Genomic DNA, 16,418 nt, shown 5'->3' with positions numbered 1-16,418 from the left:
GTTGTCGGTCACTTTCCTCCGACTCCCATCAGCCCCTGTACGAGGGCGCGACGGGCGAACAGATAGACGATCAGGATGGGGAGCATGGACAGGACCACGGCCGCGAGGAGGCCGGGGATGTCGACGCCGTGCTCCGTCTGGAAGTCGTACAGGCCCATGGTGATGACCTTGTTCTCCGTGGACTGGGTGAGCACGAGCGGGAACAGGAAGCCGTTCCAGGCCTGGAGCGAGGAGAAGACGACGACCGTCGACAGGCCGCCCTTCGACAGGGGCAGCACCAGCCCGCGGAAGATCCTCCAGGGGGAGGCCCCGTCGATCGTCATGGCCTCGTACAGCTCGGGAGTGATGTCCCGCATGGCACCGGAGAGGACCAGGGTGCAGACGGGCATGGCGAAGGCGGCCGTCGGCAGGACGACGCCGAGCAGGTTGTCGTACAGGCCGGCCTCGTTGATCAGGTAGAACATCGGCACGATCACCGCCTGGGACGGGATGGCCAGTCCCAGCAGGAAGAGCCGGAAGACCCTCCCGGTGGCCTTGCCGTCGCCGCGGACGATGGCGTACGCGAGCGGCGGCACGAGCACCAGGACGATGGCCACCACGGAGACGGTGACGACGACGGTGTTGAGGAAGTACTGCGCGAAGCCGCCCTGGAGGTCGTTGACGTAGTTGTCGAGCGTGAGGCTCCCCGGGAGTCCGAGGGGCCCGTTCGCCGCGTAGTCCGCCCTGCTCCGGAACGTGGCGAGCAGCATGACGTACAGCGGCAGGCCGACGACGAAGAGCCAGACGAGCGAGCCGAACCCGGCGAGGTAGTGGGGGCGCTTCCGCATCAGACGCCCTCCATGGTGCTGCGCATCCTGTCGTATCCGCTGACCCTGACCATGACGAGGGAGACGAGGGTGGCGACGAGGACGAGGAGGAGCGCGATCGCGGAGGCCGCTCCGAAGTCGAAGCTCTTGAAGGCCTTCTGGTACATGTAGTAGGCGCTGTTCGTGGTGTCGGTGCCCGGTCCGCCCTGGGTGAGGATCAGCACGGTGTCGAAGGTCGTGAGTCCGCCGACCACCATCAGGACCGTCGAGGTGACGACGGTGTTGCGCAGCTGCGGCAGGGTGATGTGGAAGAACCGGCGGTACCGGCCGGCGCCGTCGATCTGGGCGGCCTGGTAGAGGACCTCGGGGATGGCCCGGGCGGCGCCCTGGTAGAGCAGGGTGTGCAGGGGGGTGAACTGCCACGTGCTCACGAAGACGAGGACGCCGAGGGCGCCGGCCTGCACGCCGAAGAGGTTGCCGTCGCCGAACAGCCACTTCGCCTGGGAGGGGACGCCGAAGTTGGGGTCCAGCACGGCCCGCCACAGGACGGACACGGCGGTGATGGAGAGCAGCAGCGGGACGAAGTAGATCGCGGAGAGGACGGCGCGGTTGCGCTGCCGGCCGGCCGCCCATACCCCGAGCAGGATGCTGATGGGCGTCTGGACGAGGACGCCGAGGACGGTGAGGAGCAGGCTCAGCCAGAGGCTCTTGATCATCACGGGGTCGTCGAGCAGCTTGCTCCAGTTCTCCAGACCCGCGAACTCGGGCGAGCCGAGGCCGTTCCAGCGGGTGAAGGAGAGCACGACGACCAGGGCGAGCGGGACGAGGGCGAACAGGCCGAAGAAGACGGCGGCGGGCGCCGCCCAGGCGAAGCCCGGGCGGCCCACACCGGTGCCGGGGCGGAGTGGCCGCCGTCCGGTCCCGGGCTTCTCCACGCTGTCCACGGCGGGGGCTGTGGCAGTGGTCATGTCGGTTGTTCCGGTGGTCATGCCGCGGGCAGGCTCTGCATGGCGGCGATGAAGGCGTCGGTGTCCATCTGTCCGTTGAAGAACTGCTGGACGGCCTGGTGGAGGGTGGTCGTGGCGGCCGGGGGGAAGGCCTGGTCCCAGGAGAGCTGGAAGGCGGGGGCCTTCTTCACCAGGTCGTACTGGAACGTCGAGTAGGCGGGGTTGGCCGAACCGTCCAGGAACTTCGCGGTGTTGGTGGTCGTGGGCAGGTTGCCGACCGCGAGCTGCGCCTTGACGAACTCGTCGGAGTACATGAGCTTCAGGAACTCGGCGACGGCCTCGGGGTGCCGGGTGGTCTTGAGCACCGAGTAGAAGTTGTTGGTGTTGCCCGCGACGTTGTCCGGGTCGCCCTTGCCGCCCGCGACGGTCGGGAAGGCGCCGTAACCCAGGTCGTTCTTGACGAAGTCGGGGTGGGCGTCCTGGAGGGTGGAGTACTCCCACGAGCCCATGAGCTCGAAGGCGGCCTTCCCGGTGGCGAGCAGGGCGGGGGAGCCGCCGTCGGTGAACTTCACCGAGTCGTAGTTGGTGCCGAAGGCGCCGGCGTCGATCAGCTCCTTGAGCATCCCCAGCGCCTTCCTGCTGTCGGCGCTCGCCCACACCTCCTTGTCGCCGCCGACGGCCTTCTGGAAGAGCTCGGGACCGGCCACCCGGTCGTAGAGGTACTGGAACCACATCTGGGTCGGCCACCGGTCGCCGCCGCCCAGGGCGATCGGGGTGACGCCCTTGGCCTTGAGGGCCGTGACGGCGGCCAGCAGCTCGTCCCAGCTGCGCGGGGCGGTCACGCCGGCGTCCTCGAGGACCTTGTCGTTGCTGAAGAGCAGGACGGGCTGGGTGCCGCGCATGGGGATCCCGTACGGCTTGCCGTCGACGACCGCCGTGTTGAAGACCGACGGCAGGAAGGAGGACTTGAGGTCCGGGCTCTTGGCGATGAAGTCGTCGAGCGGCATCAGCAGGCCCGCGTCGACGTACGGCTTGATGCTGCCGCCGCCCCAGTTGAAGAACACGTCCGGCGCCTGCTTGCCGCTGATGATCGTCTGCAGCTTGGACTGGTAGTCGGCGCCGGGGATGGTGTCGAGGACCGCTTTCACCTTCGAGGTCTTGTTGAAGGTGTCGACGAGCTGCTTCTCCACCTTGTTCGTCGCGTCCCCGTACACCAGCACGTGGATCGTGTCGGAGTCGCCGGACGCCTCGCCGGAGCCGCCGCAGGCGGCCAGGGAGAGGGTCATGGCCAGCGACGCCCCACCGACGACAGCGTTCCTCAGCAGCTGACTGTGTCGCTTCATCGCCCACCTTTCGAAAGAGTTTCGGTGATGTTTCCGAAACTTCATGCCGGGGACGCTAGGGTCGAGCGGCGGACCGGTCAACCCTCCGGGGGCGAGTTACCAAAGCGTGACCAGTCGTCGCCAGGGGGGTGTGCCCTATGCTGCGCAGATGGGAGAAGACGAGGACGTACGGCGGATCACGCTCGCGGAGGTCGCCCAGAAGGCCGGCGTGTCGCTTTCGACAGTTTCGAAAGTCCTCAACGGCCGACAGGACGTGTCACCGGTGACACGCGGCAAGGTCGAGCGCCTGCTGGAGGCGCACGCCTACCGGCGCACCACCCGCGCGGCCGGTGAGGCGCCGCTGATCGAACTCGTCTTCCACGAGCTCGACAGCGTGTGGTCGATGGAGCTGATCCGAGGAGTGGAGAACCTCGCCAAGGCGCACCAGGCGAGCGTGGTCCTGACGGAGAGCGGCACCCGGCACGCCCCCGCCCCGGACTGGATCGAGGGGGTGCTCCAGCGCCGGCCCATCGGCGTGGTCCTGGTGTTCTCCTCCCTCCCCGACGCCGTCAAGCGCCAGCTCGGCGCGCGGTCCATCCCGTTCGTGATCGTCGACCCCGCCGGCGACCCCGAACCGGACGTGCCGTCCGTCGGCTCGGCGAACTGGTCCGGCGGCGTCGCCGCGACCCGCCACCTCGTCGACCTCGGCCACCGCCGCATCGGCATCATCACCGGCCCCGAGGACATGCTCTGCTCCCTGGCCCGCCTCGACGGCTACCGGTCCGCCCTGAACATGGCCGGCATCTCCCCGGACGCCTCACTCCTCCGCTTCGGCGACTTCCACGTCGAAGGCGGCTACCGGCACGCCATGGAACTCCTGCGGATGCCGGACCGCCCCACCGCGATCTTCGCGGGCAGCGACCTCCAGGCGCTGGGCGTCCTGGAGGCGGCCCGGGTCTGCGGGCTGCGCGTCCCCGAGGACCTCTCCGTGGTCGGATACGACGACGTGATGATCGCCCGCTGGTCGAGCCCCGCCCTCACGACGGTCCATCAGCCGCTGCGCGCGATGGGGGAGGAGGCGGTGCAGATGCTGCTCCGCCTGCGCGCCGGGGAACCCTCGGTGACCCGCCTGGAGCTGGCGACCAGCCTCGTGGTCAGGAACAGCACGGCCCCGCCGGCGGACGGCGGGTAGCCGGCACCCGCCGAGGGGGCGCCGGGGGTCGGGCGCGACCCTCCGAAAGTGTTTCGGGTACGCACCGGGAGGCGGCCCGGGGCGGCCCCGCCCGTCGCGTACGGCGATCCCGACATCGGGAACACGTACGGCGATCCCGGCATCGGGAACGCGTGCGTGATGACGCGCGAGACGGGCTCATGGGGGTCGCGGTCGTGCCGACCGCCGCGGAGGACGACGGGGACCCCGTGTCACGGTCGTGGTCCCATCCCCGTGAAGAGGGCGTCGAGGACGCGGTCGACGTAGGCGCGGGTCAGCGGTTCCTGTGTGATGAGCAGGCGGAAGTACAGCGGTCCGGAGAGGATCGCCATCGCCAGGTCCAGGTCGAAGTCCGGGGACAGCTGGCCCCGCTCCCGTGCCGTCCTCAGGCGTGCGACGGTCTTCTCCGCCTGCGGGGCGATGAAGCGCTCGTTGAGCGCGGCGGCGACGCCGGGGTCGTGCTGGGCCTCGCCGACCAGGGCCTTGAAGAGGGGGCCGAGCGGTTCCCCCGCCAGGAGGTCGACGGCCTCGTGGATCTGCCGGCGCAGGTCCGCGACGAGATCGCCCGTGTCGGGGTAGTCCAGGGACGACTCGCCGCGCGACAGCAGCGAGTCGAGGAGCAGGGCGCCCTTGGACGGCCACCGGCGGTAGACGGTGTGCTTGCCGACACCGGCCCGGGCGGCGATGGCCTCGATGCTCAGCTTGGCGTAGCCGAGCTCCTGTCCGAGCTCCAGCGTCGTTCGCATGATCGCTTCGGTCAGGTCGGGGCCGCTGCGGCGGACAGGGGTCATGGCTCCATCTTATCGGCACGGCACGTGCCGTGCTTGACAGACGTCCGGGGCCTGGGCACGCTTCGGTCAACGGCCCGGAACGGCACGGCACGTGCCGTTCCTTGGAGGGCGGGATGCCCTCCGCCCGGTGCGGGCCCGTGAAGGCGCGCGGAACCGCATCCCCGGCCGGCCACGGACCGCGCGCGGCCCGGTCCGCCACCCGAAGGAGTCCGTCATGCCCGTCCCCGCCGACCCGACCGTCCTCCACCCCATGCCCGGCCAGCCCCGAGTGGTGCAGCTGAAGCCGCTGGTCACCTCCCCGCTGATCGAGGTGGGGGAGTACTCCTACTACGACGACCCGGACGACGCGACCGCGTTCGAGACGCGCAACGTGCTCTACCACTACGGCCCCGAAAGGCTCGTCATCGGCAGGTTCTGCGCGCTGGGCACGGGTGTCCGGTTCCTCATGAACGGCGCCAACCACCGCATGGACGGCCCCTCGACCTTCCCCTTCCCCACCCTGGGCGGCTCCTGGGCCGATCACTTCGACCTGCTCGCCGGGCTGCCGAACCGCGGGGACACCGTCGTCGGCCACGACGTCTGGTTCGGCCACGGCGTGACGGTGATGCCCGGCGTACGCATCGGGCACGGCGCGATCGTCGCCGCCGGCGCCGTGGTCACCAAGGACGTCCCCGACTACGGCGTCGTCGGCGGCAACCCGGCCCGCCTCGTGCGCACCCGGTACGACGACCGCGACATCGCCCGGCTGCTCGCCCTCGCCTGGTGGGACTGGCCCGCCGAGCACATCACCGAGCACGTGCGCACCCTCATGTCCGGAAGCGTCGACCAGCTGGAGAAGGCGGCGCCCGCGTCGGCGACGTGAGCACGCCGGTCCCCGCCGCCGGTCACTGGCGGCCCGATCCAGCCAGCAGTCCGACCTAGGTTGCGTTCCTACCTATCTAGTGTTGGAATACAGCCATGGCCACAGACCGCAGATCCAGCTGGCTCAAGGGAGTCCTCGACCTGCTCGTCCTCTCCTGCCTGACCGACGGTGAGAGTTACGGGTACGAGATCGCCAAGGCGCTCGACCGGTCGGGGCTCGGCGAGATCAAGGGCGGGACGCTCTATCCCGTGCTGAACCGGCTGGAGGAAGCCGGCCTGGTGGAGGCCGAGTTCAGGGCCGCCGAGCGGGGACCGGGGCGACGCTACTACCAGCTCACCGAGCAGGGCAGGGCTCACCTCGCCGCCGAGAGCGGGGCGTGGCTGACCTTCCACACGGCCGTACGGACCATGTTGCAACCAGGGGGAACGGGACCATGACCACGGACACCTACTTCGAGGCGCTCTCCGCCGCGCTGCGCACGGCGGGCGTGACGGAGGACCAGATCGCCTCCACCGTCGCCGAACTGCGCGGCCACCTCGCCGAGACGGACTCGCCGCCGGAGGAGGAGTTCGGCACGGCCGAGGAGTTCGCGGCGCGACTGGGAGGCACCGCACCCCTCGCCGCGGAGCCCTCGGACGGGGCGGAGACCTGGGTGTGGACGGCCGACCTCTACAGCGACCGGCGCCTGCTCGCGGTCCACGGCGACCAGGGCTGGGAGGTCGAAGGACTCGACCCCCTCGGCCGCTTCGTGTGCCGCCGGGTGCCCGGGGCCGCCCTCCGCTGGGAGTACCGCCGCGAGCTGATCGGCGGGAAGAGGCGGGACGGGGTGCTCGACCGGCTGACGCCGGAAGGCTGGGAGTTGTGCGGGGAGTGGACGGTCTTCGCCTACTTCAAGCGCCCGAAGGCGGCGAGCGAGGGTCCTGCCGGCGCTCTCGACGTCCTGCCCGAGCGGCCCGGCCGCCGGCTCTTCCTCAGCCACAAGGGCAAGGCGCTCCTGGCGATCTGGACGCTGCTGGTGGTGGGGGTGGTCGGGGTGACCCTCGTCAACGTCTTCGACATGCCGGCCTACACGACGCCCTTCGTGGCGATGCTCGGCGCGACAGGCGCGCTGATCGGCCTCAGGCGCGACGCGGCCAAGGGCCGCCAGGGCTGAGCCCCGCCGGACGCGCGGCGGCCCCCGGCGGCCTTCGCCCCGCGCGCCGACCGCACGGCTGCGGCGCCCGCGGGGGAGCGGGACCGGGCCGGACGGTGCCGCGGTCGCGACCACCGTCCGGCCCGGATGCGTCCGGCCTGCCCCCCACTCCCGGAAACGTTCCTCCGAAAGATCCGCGGCCGCCGCGTCACCGCGCGGCAGCAGCGCGCCCTCGCCACCGCCGTCAAGAACGTCCGCGAGACGGCGCCGCTGCCGTACTCCAGTCGCTGACGGCACCGGGACGCGCACCGGGACGTGTACCGGCACCGGCACCGGCACCCGCGCCGACGTCGGCTCCGTCCCCCCGCCCCCGCGTCGGCGCCCCGCCGCTCAGGGGTGCCGTGTCGAGCTTCCGCAACAGGGCCCGGGCCACCGCGTCGTTCTGGCGGAAGGCGGGGGCGTCGGTGCGGGGGCGGGCGAAGGCGGCCACGGCGCGGCTGTCGGTGGGGGCGCCGAGGGCGAGGCGGCGGGGGTGGGGGCCGTCGAGCCCGGGGTCGATGATCCGGGCGTCCGCCGGGGCGACGGCGAACCGGCCGGAGCGGTGGGTGTGGTCCGGGCCGCTGACGACCTCCTCGGTGAGCGCGCCCGCGCGGTGCAGGTGCCGCAGCAGCGGATCCTCGGTGCGGGCGATCTCGGGACCGGGCAGGTACGCCTCGATCAGCGCCGTGGCGCGGACCGTGTGGCCGGGCACCGTGGCGCCGGTCGCGGTGAACGTGCCCGTGAGTTCGTCGGTGCCGACGCGGACGTCGGCGCCGAGGAAGCGGACGATCCCCGCACGGGAGAGGGCGAGGAGCTGGCGCAGCCGGAAGCCGGGCGGGCCGGAGGCGAGGAAGCTGAAGAAGCCGTGCCACCAGCCGTCGAGGTCCTCGCCGATCGACCGGGCCGTGAGCCGGCCGGAGGAGACCAGCCGCGGCAGCTGCCCGTACACCGAGAGCAGGGCGAGGAACGCGCCGAGGTCGGCGCTGAACCGGGCGTTCTCGCGGCGGGCGACGTCCTGGGCGATGTGGTCGCCCAGGTGGGCCTGGAAGGCGTCCGCCGTGGGGAGGACCAGACCGCCGAGGGGATGGTCCAGGGCCTCGAAGTCCAGGCGGTCCGCCGGGTCGGGGACGGCGGCGGCGACCAGGTCCGTCATCGCGTCGGAGTACCAGTCGAGGCGGTCGTACGCGGCCAGGAACTCGTCCCAGGGGGTCGCCGTCCGCTCGGGGTGGCCGTGGAACAGCTCGTGGTAGTGGCCGAAGCCGACCTCCTTGGCCATCAGCGGCCACACGTCGAGGCGGAGGTCCAGCGCCCGCGGCCCGGCGGTGAGCGCGTCGACGGCCTCGGGCCCGAAGTACCGCGGCAGCGGCGGACGGGGGCCCCTGAGCCGGTAGTTGGTCTTCGCGTGGTACGGCACTCCGCGCCGCGATCCGACGTGCAGGACCGGCTCGCGGCCGGACGGCAGGTAGGTGAGCGAGCCGTCGGGCTCCGTCCGGTAGGAGCCGCCCCGTCCCTCGGTGAGCAGGACCATCAGGTCGACGAAGGCGAGTCCGAAGCCGCGCAGTACGGCGTGCTCGCCGGGGCGGAGCGCGGACAGGTCGGCGTCGGCGGAGAAGCCCGGAGGAAGGTGGAAGCGGCCGTGGCGGCGCGCGAAGGCCGCGTGCGCACGGTGCGCCGGGCCCGGCGCGGACTCCAGATGACCCTGGGCGAGGACCACCAGGTCCGCGCCCAGAGGGGTGGCCCGGTCGGCCAGGTGCACCTGCTGGGGGCCGTCGGGCGGGCCCGTGACCGCGGTCGCGGTCGTGCGGTGCCATGTGACGGTGACCGACGCCGGGAGTCCGGCCGTCACCCGCCGGAACACCCAGTCCAGGTACGCGCTCTGGGCCCGCCGGGTGGGGAAGTCGGTGCCCGCGAGCGTGCGGAGCTCGGACAGGACCAGCGGGTCGGCCGGTTCCGCGTACGGCGCGAACCGAGGGCCGCCCGCGTCGGCGAACTGGGCGGCCCACTCCGCCAGGGAGGGGCCCGGCCGTACGGGGCCGTCGACGGTGGAGGTGTCGTCGGTGAACATGGTGACGTCCTCGGCCATGGAGTTCATCCGCAGCAGCGGGGACTGCTCCTGTCGCCAGATCCGCCCCGGACCGGGCGGGTGGGGGTCGACGAGATGGATGCGCAGGTCCCTCGTGCCCGACCACAGTTCGGGCAGGCTGGCGGCGAGGCGCTCCAGCAGTCCGGTGGCGCGCGGACCGGCACCGACGAGGACCAGGGAGGCGGTGGGCCGCGCGCTCACCGGTCACCGCCGAGGCGGGGATCCGTGCCGGCGGGCGTCGCCCCGCGCGGTGGGGGGCGCAGGGCGGTGACGCGGGCGCGCAGCCGTGCCACCGGGGTGGGCGGGAGCCTGCGCGCGGAGCCCCGGGCGTAGTGGCGCTCGACGTAGTACTGGCCGACGCCGAGGACGGAGGTCACCCCGACGTACCAGAGGGTGGCGACCAGCAGCAGGGGAATGACCTGGTACGTCTGGTTGTAGACCAGCTGCACCGAGTACAGCAGGTCGTGGACGGCCAGGACGCTGACGATGCTGGTGCCCTTCAGCGTCCCGATCAGCATGTTCCCGGCGGTCGGCACGATGGAGCGCATCGCCTGCGGGATGACGATCCGCCGTAGTGTGCGGAGCTTGCCCAGCCCGAGCGCCTGGGCGGCCTCGGTCTGGCCGGAGTCCACGGAGAGGATGCCGCCGCGCACCACCTCGGCGGCGTACGCGGCCTCGTGCAGGGTCATGCCGACGACGGCGGTGAGGGTGGGACCGAGCAGGTTCACGGTCTCGACGGTGAGGAACTGCGGCCCGTACGGGATGCCGAGACCGAGCGTCGGGTAGAGGGCGCCGATGTTGAACCAGAACAGCAGCTGCACCAGCAGCGGTGTGGACCGGAAGATCCACACGTAGCCCCAGCCGAGGCTGCTCAGCACGGGGTTGCCGGAGAGCCGCATCACCGCGAGCGGAATGCCGAGCAGGAAGCCGAGCGCCATCACCGCGCCGGTCAGCCACAGGGTCAGCAGCAGTCCGTCGAGCACGGCGGTGGTGGTGAAGTACCGCCCCACCACGTCCCATTGGAACGCGTCGTTGCGGACGACGGAGTCGAGCACCAGGGCGAGGACCAGCAGCGCCACGACGGAGGCCGCCCAGCGCCCTGGGCGCCGGCGCGGAACGATCCGCGGCAGGTCGCCGCCGGTCGGGCCGACCGGTTTCAGGAGCTTCCGGGCAGGAGCGGTGGTGGGCGTGACGTCGGCGGGCGTGACCATGGGGAGGCGCTCCGGGAGAGGGAGGGGCGGGCGTGGGTGGACGTGCGGGCGCTCGTACGCGGGTACGGTGCGCCGGGCCGGCATCGTCACGCTCGCCGCGTCCCTCAACGCGGCCGGAGGAGCCCTCGCGCACGGCGGAGCCCGTCCTCGGTCGATCGTATGGGCGAGGGGACCGCCGGTCCGTCAAGCGCGTATGACGGGCCTGTGAACACCGCTCCGGCATCCGGTCGCCGGTTGACGGGACGGACGACGTCCTGCTCAAGTAAGTGCATGGACGCCCTTCAGCGCTTGGTCTCGCGCAACCACATCGACTTCGGTCGGGTGTGGTCCGCCTCCTGTCGCGGCTGACTCGGCAGCGGGCCGTACGACTCGGCCCTTCCCTCCCTCGGTGACCCCGTCGCGGTCCGAGTCCCCGTCACGCGCGCTGCCGTAGCACCGCCCCTTCCGACGCCCGTCGTCGTCACGCCCGCACAGCCACGCCGCCGTCCTGCCGACGGCGCGTCACCCACGCCCCGCGCCGGGCCGCCTCGCCCTGCCCGCGTGCGCCAACGCTTCCGAAAGGTCCCTCCCATGCCCGTGGAGTTCCTCGGCATCGCCGCCACCAACGACGGATCCGAAACCACCCCGCGCTCCGGCGCGGCCTTCGACAGGGAGTACACGCTCCGGCTCGCCCGGGCGCACGAGGACCACGGCTGGGACCGGGTGCTGTTCGCCTACGGCTCCGGATCCCCGGACCCCGCGCCGGCCGCCGCGTACGTCGCGAGCCGGACCGAGCGGCTGGGGATCCTCCTCGCCCACCGGCCCAACGTCTCCTACCCCACCTTCGCCGCCAAGACCTTCGCCACCCTCGACCAGATCAGCGGGGGCCGGCTGACCGTGCACTTCATCACGGGCGGCAACGACCACGAGCAGCGGCGCGAGGGCGACACCCTCACCAAGGACGAGCGGTACGCGCGCACGCTCGAGTACATCCGGATCGTCAAGAAGATCTGGACCACCCGCGAACCCTTCGACCACGAGGGCGAGCACTACCGCTTCCACGACTTCGTCAGTGACGTCTTCCCCGCGCAACAGCCCCGCCCCGAGGTCTCGTTCGGCGGATCCTCGCCCGCCGCGTACGCCGCCGGAGGGGCCGAGGCCGACATCTACTGCCTGTGGGGCGAACCCCTGGCGAAGACCGCCGAGCAGATCGAGGCCGTGAAGGCCGCGGTCCGCGCGGCCGGCCGGACCGACGAGCCCCGCATCCAGGTGGCCTTCCGTCCGATCATCGCCCCGACCGAGGAACTGGCCTGGGAGAAGGCCCACCGCACGGTCGGCGCGATCCGGGAGCGGCGCGAGCGGGGACTCGTACGCCACCACCGCGACAACGCGCCCGAGAACACCGGCTCCCAGCGGCTGGTCGCCATCGCCGAGGCGGGGGAGCGCTACGACCGCGCCCTGTGGACCCCGACCGCCGCCGCGACCGGTGGAGCGGGCAACTCCAACGCCCTGGTCGGCACCCCCGAGACGGTCGCCCAGGCGCTCCTCGACTACTACGACCTCGGCGTCGACATCCTCTCCGCCCGGGGCTACGACCTGCTGGACGACGCGATCGACTTCGGCCGCCACGTGATCCCGATCGTCCGCGAGGAGGTCGCCAAGCGCGACGCCGAGCGGGCGGCGCGCGGCACGCGGAACCTCGCGGCGGTGAGCGGGTGACCACCGCACCCGAGGTGACGGTCGTCCGGGTACCGGTCTCCGACCCCAGGGTCCGGCCCCTGCTGCGCGAACTGGGCGACGAGTACTCCCACCGCTACGGCAGGGACGCCCACGCCGAACTCAGCCGCTACCCCGACGAGGAGTTCACCCCTCCGCACGGCGGCGTCCTGCTGCTGCTCCTGGAGCGCGGCGAACCCGTCGCGGGCGGAGCCTTCCGCAGGTACGACGCGACCACGGCCGAGCTGAAGCGGATCTGGACGCACTCCGCCCACCGGCGCCGCGGCCTCGCCCGGCGCGTCGTCGTCGAGCTGGAGCGGGAGGCGGCCGCCCGCGGCTACCGGCGGATCCACCTGACCACCGGGCCGCGCCAGCCGGAGGCCCGCGGCCTGTACCTGGCCACCGGCTACACCCCGCTGTTCGACACCGGTGCCGACCCGGAGTCCATCGGACCGCTCCCCTTCGAGAAGCACCTCCCGGCCCCGGCACCCACAGGAGAGGGCGCAGACCTGTGAAACCGGCGACCAGCCGCCGCCCGCGCGCCGCGGCCCTCGCACTGCTGACGCTCCTGGCCCTGACCGCCTGCGGCTCCGGCACGTCGAGCGGCACGGCGCCGGTGGGGGCCCAGGCTCCCGCGGCACCGTCCGACGACCCGGTCGCCGCCGTGCGGACGGTGGACTCCGTCGCCGCCCTGCTGCCCGCGGACGTCCGCGAGAAGGGAGTGCTGAGGCTCGGCAGCTCGATCGGGAACCCGCCCGGGGCGTACTACCCCGACGGCCCGGACAAGCCGCCCGCCGGCCAGGACATCGACCTCGCCGACGCGGTCGCGAAGGTCCTCGGCGTGAGACTGGAGCGCCAGGACGCCTCCTTCGAGACGATCCTGCCCGCCCTCGGCAGTGGCAAGTACGACGTCGGCACCGGCAACTTCGGCGTCACCACCGAGCGCCTGAAGACGATCGACTTCGTCACCTACATCAACGACGGCCAGGGCTTCGCCGTGAAGAAGGGCGACACCAGACTCGGAGGAAAGGTCACCGACCTGACACGGCTGTGCGGGCTCACCATCGGCACCGGCGCCGGCACCACCTTCGAGGCCACCCTCACCGCGCGCAGGGGCGTCTGCGCCGAGACCGGCAGGAAGCCCTACGACGTCAAGGTCTACTCGGAGAACGCGGCCGTCCTCACCGCGCTCCAGCAGGGCCGCATCGACGTCGTCATGTCGACCATCAACGGCCTGCGCCACCAGGCGGCCCAGCCCGCCGCCCGGACCGACTTCCTCGGCGAGTACCACCGGCTCGACGTCGGCTTCGCCTTCAGGAAGGGCTCCCCGCTCACCACGGCGTTCCGGGCCGCGGTCGACGAACTGATCAGGAACGGCACCTACGCCCGCATCCTGAGGAAGTGGGGAACCACCGCCTCCGCGATCGACGCGTCCCGGATCAACCCACCCGAGCACAGGTGACCCATGAGCAGCGACACCCTCGTCCCGCCGGCCGCGACAGCGGCCGAAGACCCGGCCCCCACCCTCAAGGTCGTCCCGGTCCGCCACCACGCCCGCTGGGTCGCGGCCGCCGTCGTCGTCGTGCTGCTCGCCCAGTTCGCACACGGCCTGGCCACCAACCCCGTATGGGAATGGCACGTCTTCCGTGCGTACGTCCTGTCCGAGACGATCGTCGAGGCGGTGTGGGTGACCCTGCAACTCACCGCCTACGCCACCGTGCTGGGCTTCCTCCTGGGCACCGTCCTGGCCTTCATGCGCCTGTCGCGGAGCCCGGTCCTGAGGACCGTCGCATGGGGGTACGTCTGGGTCTTCCGGTCGATCCCGATGATCGTGCAGCTGGTCTTCTGGTTCAACCTCAGCGCCCTGTACCAGCGGCTGGGCGTCGGCATCCCCTTCGGCCCGGTGTTCTGGTCCGTCGACAGCAACACCCTCATCGGCACCATCGGCGCGGCGATCATCGGCCTGACGCTCCATCAGGCCGCCTACGCGGCCGAGATCGTCCGCGGCGGCGTCCTCGCCGTCGACCACGGCCAGCTCGAGGCCGCCGCCGCGCTCGGCATCCCCCGCCTGCGACAGATCCGCCGCATCGTGCTGCCGCAGGCCATGCGCGCCATCCTGCCCACCGCGGGCAACGAGATCATCGGCCTTCTCAAGGGCACCTCGGTGGTCTACGTGATGGCCATCGGCGAGCTGTTCTACCAAGTCCAGGTCATCTACGGCCGCAACGGGCGGGTGATCCCGCTGCTGCTGGTCGCCACCTTCTGGTACGTCGTCCTCACCACCCTGCTCTCGGTCGCCCAGTACTACGTGGAGCGCCGTTACGCCCGGGGCGCCGACCGCACCCCGCCACCCACCCCGCTCCAGCGCGCCCGGCGCGCCTTCCGCGGGCCGTCCCTGGGAGGGAACCGATGAGCACCGACGCGATGGTGGACGTCCGCGGCGTCCACAAGAGCTTCGGCCCGCTGGAAGTGCTGCGCGGCGTCGACCTCAGGGTGCGGGCCGGCGAGGTCACCGTGGTCCTCGGGCCGTCCGGCTCGGGCAAGTCCACCCTGCTGCGCACCATCAACCACCTGGAGAAGGTCGACCGGGGCTGGATCAGCGTCGACGGCGAGCTCGTCGGCTACCGCCGTCACGGCGACAGGCTGCACGAGCTGAGGGAGAAGGACGTCCTCAGGCAGCGCACCCACATCGGGTTCGTCTTCCAGAACTTCAACCTCTTCCCGCACCTGACCGTGCTGGACAACCTGACCGAGGCCCCCGTCGCCGCCCTGCGCCGCCCGCGCGGGGAGGCGGAGGAGACCGCCCGCCGGCTCCTCGCGCGCGTCGGCCTCGCCGACAAGGCGGACGCCTACCCGCGGCAGCTCTCCGGCGGGCAGCAGCAGCGCGTCGCCATCGCCCGCGCCCTCGCCCTGGAACCGAAGGTGCTGCTCTTCGACGAACCCACCTCGGCGCTCGACCCGGAACTGGTCGGCGAGGTCCTCGACGTCATCAAGGACCTGGCCCGCACCGGCACCACCATGATCGTCGTCACCCACGAGATCGGCTTCGCCCGCGAGGCCGCCGACACGGTCGTGTTCATGGACGACGGGGTCGTCGTGGAACAGGGGCCGCCCGCGGCCGTCCTGGACGACCCGCGGCACGCCCGTACCCGCGCCTTCCTCTCCAAGGTCCTCTGACCGCCCGCACCGTCCGCGCCCACCACACCGCCCGCACCGTCCGCGCCCGCCGCACCGCCCGCGCGGACGGCACCGTCCACGCCTCCCGCCCGTACGGCACCCGCCGCACCGCTCACCCCACCCGACGCAAGGAGAACCACCGTGTCCACCACCCTCGCCGACCGCACCGCCGCCGCCGCGCTCGGACTCGCCTCGGCCCTCGTCCTCGCCGCCTGCGCGAACCCCTCCGCCGGCGCCACGACCGAGGTCGCGGCCCCGAAGGGAGGGACCACGAAGATCAACCTCGGCCCGGACCAGAACCGCGTCACCACCGCCAAGGTCGACTCCATCGCCGCCAAGGTCCCGGCGCGGATCCGCGACCGAGGCACCCTGGAGATCGTCAACTCCTCCGGCTCCGCCGCACCGCTCACCTTCCGCGCCACCGACGACAAGACCGTGATCGGTGTCGAGGCCGACCTCGCCCACCTCGTCGCCGACGTCCTCGGCCTCAAGCCGCACGTCAACACCGTCTCCTGGGAGAACATCTTCGTCGGCCTCGACAGCGCCAAGTACGACGTCGGCTTCAGCAACATCACCGTCACCGAGGAGCGCAAGGAGAAGTACGACTTCGCCACCTACCGCGAGGACAACCTCGGCTTCGAGGCGAAGAAGGGCAGCGGCCTGAAGATAACCGGCCCGGCGGACGTGGCGGGCCGGACCGTCGCCGTCAGCAGCGGCACCAACCAGGAGAAGCTGCTCGTCGCGTGGAGCGAGGAGAACGAGAAGGCCGGCCGCGCGCCGGTGGACGTCAAGTACTACCAGAACGACAGCGACACCTACCTCGCCCTCCAGTCCGGCCGCATCGACCTCTACCTCGGCCCCAACCCGACCGCGGCCTACCACGCCGCCGTCACCGGCAGAACGGAGGTCGTCGGCACCTACTCCGGGGCCGGCGCCACCCTCCAGGGCCTCATCGCCGCCACCACGAAGAAGGGCAGCGGTCTGGCCGGGCCACTCGCCGAGGCCCTGGACGAGGTCATCGAGAACGGCACCTACGCCGAGGTCCTGGAGCGGTGGGGCCTGTCCGACGAGGCCGTCGCCACCTCGCAGGTCAACCCGCCCGGCCTGCCGAGGACCAACAAGTAGGCACCAGGGAGATCCGCG

The 16,418-nt window shown here is 71.9% G+C and carries 16 protein-coding genes; 10 read left to right on the top strand and 6 right to left on the bottom strand.

Annotation, left to right across the window (positions count from 1 at the left end; all coding sequences use genetic code 11):
• Positions 1–8: 8 nt before the first annotated feature.
• From ACFQ8C_RS14095 to ACFQ8C_RS14085, 3 genes are read right to left on the bottom strand one after another with little or no spacing between them, the layout of a single operon-like run.
• Positions 9–827, bottom strand: coding sequence for a carbohydrate ABC transporter permease (locus tag ACFQ8C_RS14095; protein WP_383456263.1), 819 nt, complete (start codon positions 825–827; stop codon positions 9–11).
• Positions 827–1,795 carry a carbohydrate ABC transporter permease gene (locus ACFQ8C_RS14090; protein ID WP_383456260.1) on the bottom strand — a complete coding sequence of 323 codons (969 nt, stop codon included), beginning with the start codon at positions 1,793–1,795 and terminating at the stop codon, positions 827–829. Before ACFQ8C_RS14090 ends, ACFQ8C_RS14095 begins: the two co-directional genes overlap by 1 nt.
• On the bottom strand, positions 1,792–3,096 hold the full coding sequence (locus ACFQ8C_RS14085) for an ABC transporter substrate-binding protein (protein ID WP_383456257.1): 1,305 nt from the start codon (positions 3,094–3,096) through the stop codon (positions 1,792–1,794). Before ACFQ8C_RS14085 ends, ACFQ8C_RS14090 begins: the two co-directional genes overlap by 4 nt.
• A 148-nt stretch (positions 3,097–3,244) precedes the next feature.
• On the opposite strand from ACFQ8C_RS14085, the gene ACFQ8C_RS14080 reads away from it, so the two are divergent.
• A complete protein-coding gene (locus tag ACFQ8C_RS14080; protein ID WP_383456254.1) occupies positions 3,245–4,267 on the top strand; it encodes a LacI family DNA-binding transcriptional regulator in 1,023 nt (340 codons plus the stop codon).
• A gap of 230 nt (positions 4,268–4,497) precedes the next feature.
• Here the strand turns inward: ACFQ8C_RS14080 and ACFQ8C_RS14075 are convergent, their stop codons facing one another.
• Positions 4,498–5,076: a TetR/AcrR family transcriptional regulator gene (locus tag ACFQ8C_RS14075; RefSeq protein ID WP_383456251.1), complete on the bottom strand. Its 579-nt coding sequence runs from the start codon at positions 5,074–5,076 to the stop codon at positions 4,498–4,500.
• A gap of 214 nt (positions 5,077–5,290) precedes the next feature.
• Between ACFQ8C_RS14075 and ACFQ8C_RS14070 the strand changes: the two genes are divergently transcribed.
• From ACFQ8C_RS14070 to ACFQ8C_RS14060, 3 genes are all read left to right on the top strand, one after another.
• Entirely contained in the window at positions 5,291–5,938 is a 648-nt protein-coding gene (locus ACFQ8C_RS14070; RefSeq protein ID WP_383456248.1) for a CatB-related O-acetyltransferase, read from the top strand.
• A 95-nt stretch (positions 5,939–6,033) separates the two neighbouring features.
• On the top strand, positions 6,034–6,375 hold the full coding sequence (locus tag ACFQ8C_RS14065) for a PadR family transcriptional regulator (RefSeq protein ID WP_383456246.1): 342 nt from the start codon (positions 6,034–6,036) through the stop codon (positions 6,373–6,375).
• Positions 6,372–7,091, top strand: coding sequence for a hypothetical protein (locus ACFQ8C_RS14060; protein WP_383456244.1), 720 nt, complete (start codon positions 6,372–6,374; stop codon positions 7,089–7,091). Before ACFQ8C_RS14065 ends, ACFQ8C_RS14060 begins: the two co-directional genes overlap by 4 nt.
• A 223-nt stretch (positions 7,092–7,314) precedes the next feature.
• Here ACFQ8C_RS14060 and ACFQ8C_RS14055 read toward each other — a convergent pair whose 3' ends face one another.
• Positions 7,315–9,393 carry an FAD/NAD(P)-binding protein gene (locus ACFQ8C_RS14055; protein ID WP_383456241.1) on the bottom strand — a complete coding sequence of 693 codons (2,079 nt, stop codon included), beginning with the start codon at positions 9,391–9,393 and terminating at the stop codon, positions 7,315–7,317.
• Positions 9,390–10,403, bottom strand: a complete 1,014-nt coding sequence (locus ACFQ8C_RS14050) for an amino acid ABC transporter permease (RefSeq protein WP_383456239.1) — start codon at positions 10,401–10,403, stop codon at positions 9,390–9,392. The genes ACFQ8C_RS14055 and ACFQ8C_RS14050 overlap by 4 nt, the downstream gene beginning before the upstream one ends.
• A gap of 570 nt (positions 10,404–10,973) precedes the next feature.
• Between ACFQ8C_RS14050 and ACFQ8C_RS14045 the strand changes: the two genes are divergently transcribed.
• From ACFQ8C_RS14045 to ACFQ8C_RS14020, 6 genes are all read left to right on the top strand, one after another.
• The gene (locus tag ACFQ8C_RS14045; protein WP_383456237.1) at positions 10,974–12,101 is read left to right on the top strand and encodes an LLM class flavin-dependent oxidoreductase; all 1,128 of its coding nucleotides are present in this window, start codon (positions 10,974–10,976) and stop codon (positions 12,099–12,101) included.
• Positions 12,098–12,613: a GNAT family N-acetyltransferase gene (locus ACFQ8C_RS14040; RefSeq protein ID WP_383456234.1), complete on the top strand. Its 516-nt coding sequence runs from the start codon at positions 12,098–12,100 to the stop codon at positions 12,611–12,613. The genes ACFQ8C_RS14045 and ACFQ8C_RS14040 overlap by 4 nt, the downstream gene beginning before the upstream one ends.
• Positions 12,610–13,560: an ABC transporter substrate-binding protein gene (locus ACFQ8C_RS14035; protein WP_383456231.1), complete on the top strand. Its 951-nt coding sequence runs from the start codon at positions 12,610–12,612 to the stop codon at positions 13,558–13,560. The genes ACFQ8C_RS14040 and ACFQ8C_RS14035 overlap by 4 nt, the downstream gene beginning before the upstream one ends.
• A 3-nt stretch (positions 13,561–13,563) precedes the next feature.
• Positions 13,564–14,511 carry an amino acid ABC transporter permease gene (locus ACFQ8C_RS14030; RefSeq protein ID WP_383456228.1) on the top strand — a complete coding sequence of 316 codons (948 nt, stop codon included), beginning with the start codon at positions 13,564–13,566 and terminating at the stop codon, positions 14,509–14,511.
• Positions 14,508–15,275 carry an amino acid ABC transporter ATP-binding protein gene (locus ACFQ8C_RS14025; protein WP_383456226.1) on the top strand — a complete coding sequence of 256 codons (768 nt, stop codon included), beginning with the start codon at positions 14,508–14,510 and terminating at the stop codon, positions 15,273–15,275. The genes ACFQ8C_RS14030 and ACFQ8C_RS14025 overlap by 4 nt, the downstream gene beginning before the upstream one ends.
• 141 nt (positions 15,276–15,416) lie before the next feature.
• Complete coding sequence (locus tag ACFQ8C_RS14020) at positions 15,417–16,400, top strand: ABC transporter substrate-binding protein (protein WP_383456223.1); 984 nt, start codon at positions 15,417–15,419, stop codon at positions 16,398–16,400.
• Positions 16,401–16,418: the final 18 nt, after the last annotated feature.

The sequence above is a fragment of the Streptomyces sp. NPDC056503 genome (genome assembly GCF_042794995.1).
Lineage (GTDB): Bacteria > Actinomycetota > Actinomycetes > Streptomycetales > Streptomycetaceae > Streptomyces.
This window is presented reverse-complemented; position numbering and strand designations above follow the sequence as displayed.